2 protein-coding genes and 1 pseudogene are annotated in these 3863 nt (G+C 70.1%); all 3 read left to right on the top strand.

Annotation, left to right across the window (positions count from 1 at the left end; translation table 11 throughout):
• Window positions 1-262: 262 nt before the first annotated feature.
• Window positions 263-1555, top strand: a complete 1293-nt coding sequence (locus ACIBH4_RS39580; protein WP_362522375.1) for a folylpolyglutamate synthase/dihydrofolate synthase family protein — start codon at window positions 263-265, stop codon at window positions 1553-1555.
• Window positions 1556-1734: 179 nt separating this feature from the next.
• A complete protein-coding gene (locus ACIBH4_RS39575; RefSeq protein ID WP_362522373.1) occupies window positions 1735-2073 on the top strand; it encodes a DUF4233 domain-containing protein in 339 nt (112 codons plus the stop codon).
• Window positions 2074-2084: 11 nt separating this feature from the next.
• Window positions 2085-3863: pseudogene (locus tag ACIBH4_RS39570) on the top strand (hypothetical protein); the annotation flags it as partial.

Raw genomic sequence — 3863 nt, 5'->3', positions numbered from 1 at the left:
ACTGCACCGGGGACGGTGTGGGAGAGTAGGTCACCGCCGGACAATCTTTTACGAAAAGGGCTCCCACCATGTGGTGGGGGCCCTTTCGTGCTTTCCAGAGTCTTTTCTCTTTCTGGGCCCTTTCCCCTCATGGCTTTTCCGGTGTTCCTTGCCGCAGGCAGGAATGCGGACCTGTCCTGGACTCTTTATGGGCCTGTCCGGGACCCGCCCAGGACGTCAGTAGGCTGGAGACGTGGACTATCGAGCGGTTGAACAAGCGATCATGCAGCGTGGCGTCGAGTGGAGCTTCGAGCCCAGCCTCGACAGGATCGCCGCGCTCGTGGACCTGCTCGGCTCCCCGCAGCACTCCTATCCCGTCGTGCATGTGGCCGGTACGAACGGCAAGTCGAGTACGACCCGGATGATCGAAGCACTTCTGCGCGAACGCAACCTGCGTGTCGGCCGGTTCACCAGCCCCCACCTCGTTTCCATGCGCGAGCGCATCAGTGTGGACGGCGTCCCGCTGAGCGAGGAGCGCTTCGTCGAGGTGTACGAGGACATCGCTCCCTACCTGGAGATGGTCGACTCACAGGGGCGGAGGCTCTCCTTCTTCGAGACCCTCACCGCGATGGCGTTCGCCGCCTTCGCCGATGCTCCCGTGGATGTGGCGGTCATCGAGACGGGGATGGGGGGCGTCACCGACGCCACCAACGTCGCCGACGGCACCGTGGCGGTCATCACCCCTATCTCCCTCGACCATGTCGACTACCTCGGACCCGACGTCGAGACGATCGCAGGGGAGAAGGCCGGCATCATCAAGCCCGGGGCGACCGCCGTGCTCGCGCAGCAGGAGCTTCCCGCCGCCTCGGTGCTGATGAGGCGGGCCGCCGAGGTCGGTGCCACCGTGGCACGCGAGGGGCTGGAGTTCGGCGTGCTGAGCAGGGAACTCGCCATCGGTGGGCAGTTGATCCGTCTCAAAGGGCTCAAGGGAACCTACGAGGACATTCTGCTTCCCCTCTACGGGGCTCACCAGGCGGGTAACGCGGCCTGCGCGCTTGCCGCGGTGGAGGCGCTGACCGGTGGGGATGAGCCTCTCGATGCGGAGCTGGTGCGGCAGGCGTTCCTGGAGGTGCGCTCGCCCGGCAGGCTTGAGGTGGTCCGCAGAGGGCCCACGGTGGTCGTCGACGCCGCGCACAATCCGGCGGGGATCCGGGCCAGTCTGGACGCCGTGCAGGAGTCCTTCGACTTCGCGAAGCTCATCGGAGTGGTGGCGGTGTTCGAGGACAAGGACGTCCAGGGCATCCTGGAGCTGCTGGAACCGATGATGGACGAGATCGTGGTGACCAGGAACTCCTCGCCGAGGTCCATGGATGTGGACGATCTCGCCGCGCTGGCCGAGGAGATCTTCGGCCTTGACCGGGTGCACCAGGTCGAGAGGCTGGACAGCGCGATCGACCGGGCGATCGGCATCGTCGACGCTCTGGGAGAGTTCAGCGGGGCCGGGGTTCTGGTCACCGGGTCGGTGGTGACCGCCGGTGACGCGCGACTTCTGCTCAAGGCGGACGAGGCACGGTGAGCGAGCAGGACACCGCAAACGGCCAAGAGCGCGATATGCCGGGAAAACGCCCTGATATCGGACAAGCCGGGCGGACGAGGCGCAGTGAGTAGGCAAGGCATAGTGAGCGGGCAAGACGGGATGAGCCGGTCGGGCGTGGCGGGTCGGGCGCGGCCGTGGCGACTCTGGAGGGACAGAAAATGATCACGGTCACTCCCGGGATGAGGCGTCTCTGCGCCAGCGTGCTCGGCATGCAGGCCATAGTCGTCGGTCTGTTCACGCCGGTCGCCATCAACACCCAAGGCGTCGAACCGACCCTCGCGTTCACCGTCGGCCTCGGCCTGGCGCTCCTCTGCGTGGTGGTGATCGGCCTGCTCAGGCGGCCTTTCGCCTACCTCGCGGGAAGCGTGATCCAGGTGCTCACCATCGCCTCCGGCTTCATGGTCCCGGCGATGTTCTTCCTCGGGGTGATCTTCGCCGCGCTGTGGATCACGGCGATATTCGTCGCTCGCCGTGTCGAGGGCGTGACTTCTCGCTAAAGTCGGCCAACATGGCCGTCCCTCCCATCCAGCCGACTCGGGCGGTGCCCGCCAGGCCCACAGGCCTGGTGCGCGTGCTCCGGGTCTCCCTGATGCTCGACGTTGTCCTCGGACTGCTCGTCGCGGTAGTGCTGCCGCTGGCGATCGTCGCCATTCCCAATACCATCTCGGTGGTCGCCGCCCTCCTGCCGCCGGACATCTCGCAGATAGCGATGATCAGAGCGCACGGGCTGGCGCTTCCCGCGATGGTCCTGACCGTGCCGGTGGCGGCGGTGGCCGTGTACCGGATGAGGGCGGCCCCGATAATGGTCGCCGGGTTGACCCTGCTCGCCTTCGCCGACGCCGCCGGCGGGTACGCCGGGTCAACGGCGCTGGTAGGGGTCCTGCGGGTCCTGCACGGGGTCGGAGCGGGCTTGCTGGTTCCCGCCACCCTGATGGCCGTCTGGGGGCGTTCGACGCTCCTCAGGGCCGTGTGGGCGGCCGTGCTGACGGGGAGCCTCCTGGCTGCCCAGGCGCTCGCGCTGTGGCCCCTTGACCAGGTCGACTCCTGGCGCGTCACCCTCCAGCCGTACCCGATGCTCACCGGGGTCGCGCTCGCCCTCGCCGCGCTCTATCTGGTGCTGTGGTTGAAGGAGGGCGAGAGCGGCGCGGGCCCCGTTCCGGCCGTCGCCGAACGCGGACGCACGCTGTGGGTGGTCATGCCCGCCGCGGGCGTCGCGGCCCTGGCTCTGGGCAGCACGTTCGACTGGTCACCGAATCTGGTGATCCGTGCGGCGCTGGTGTCCATCCTCGTCCTGCTCGCCCTGGCCTCCTCCGGTCTCTCGAAGGGGGCCGCCGGTCGGGCGCCGGCCTACGCGATGATCGCGGTCGGCGTCGTCGCCCTGCCCACCGCCGCCCAGATCACCTACGTCGAACTCGGAGGGCTGGGAGGGCCGGGGCTGTCCGGCCTGTGGCCGGCCTTCGTGATCGCCGCGTTGGTGGGCCTCCTGTCCGCGGTGTCGGCGAATCGGCTGGGCGACGCGGCCATGCCCATGGTCACCGCGGGCGGACTCGTGGTGATGGTCGCGGGCCTGTGCGCCGTGCGGCTGTTTCTTCCCGCCCCGGGCGGGCTCCCGCTGATTCTCCCGTTCGCGCTGCTCGCGGGTGGTGCCTCGGTGGCGCTCACCGGTGCGTTGCGATCCTGCGGTGAGGGTGCGGCGCTTCTGGCGCTGTCGCTGTTCTTCCCCGCGGTGCTCGTGGGCTTCCTGCTGGGCAGTGGCGTCCAGGTCAACCGCCTGAAGGACGCCACGACCCCGCAGGCGCTGGTCGACGGGTTCGTGGACGCCCTGCAGCTGTGGGCACTGCTCGGCGGCGGACTGGTGCTCGTGGTGATCGTGCTCGGCGCCGTTCTGGCTCGCCTCCTGCCCGGCACCCCGGTGAGCCCGGGGGACACCCGGGACACTCCGGCAGGTGCGGGCGGCGTCTCGCCGGGAGCGGGACCCACTTCCGGGCTGGTGCCCCCTCCCGCCGGAGAGGTCGATCCCGCCGGTGGCGCGTGGCCGGCCGCCACGGCGTCGGGACCTCCCGGAAAGGTCGGTCTTTCCGGGCAGGTCAAGCCGTCCGAACGGGCCGGGCAGCCCAGGCGGTCCGAACGGGACGGGCAGGCGGGACACGGGGTGGTGGGGGCGCGGGGGGCGGCCCCCCCCCCCCCCCCCCGGCCCCCCCCCCCCCCGCCCGGGGCGCCCCCCCCCCCCCCCGGCCAACAGCGGGCCGCGGGCCCCCCCCGGGGGGGGGCGGGGGGGGGGGCGGGC

It is taken from the genome of Streptosporangium sp. NPDC050284 (genome assembly GCF_044459525.1).
Taxonomy (GTDB): Bacteria; Actinomycetota; Actinomycetes; order Streptosporangiales; family Streptosporangiaceae; genus Streptosporangium.
Note: the sequence above shows the minus strand (reverse complement) of the source record. Positions and strands in the feature narration are given on the sequence as shown.

Coding starts and splice junctions, on each gene's coding strand:
- ACIBH4_RS39580 (WP_362522375.1), top strand. CDS start 263: ATGCAGCGTGGCGTCGAGTGGAGCTTCGAGCCCAGCCTCGACAGGATC.
- ACIBH4_RS39575 (WP_362522373.1), top strand. CDS start 1,735: ATGATCACGGTCACTCCCGGGATGAGGCGTCTCTGCGCCAGCGTGCTC.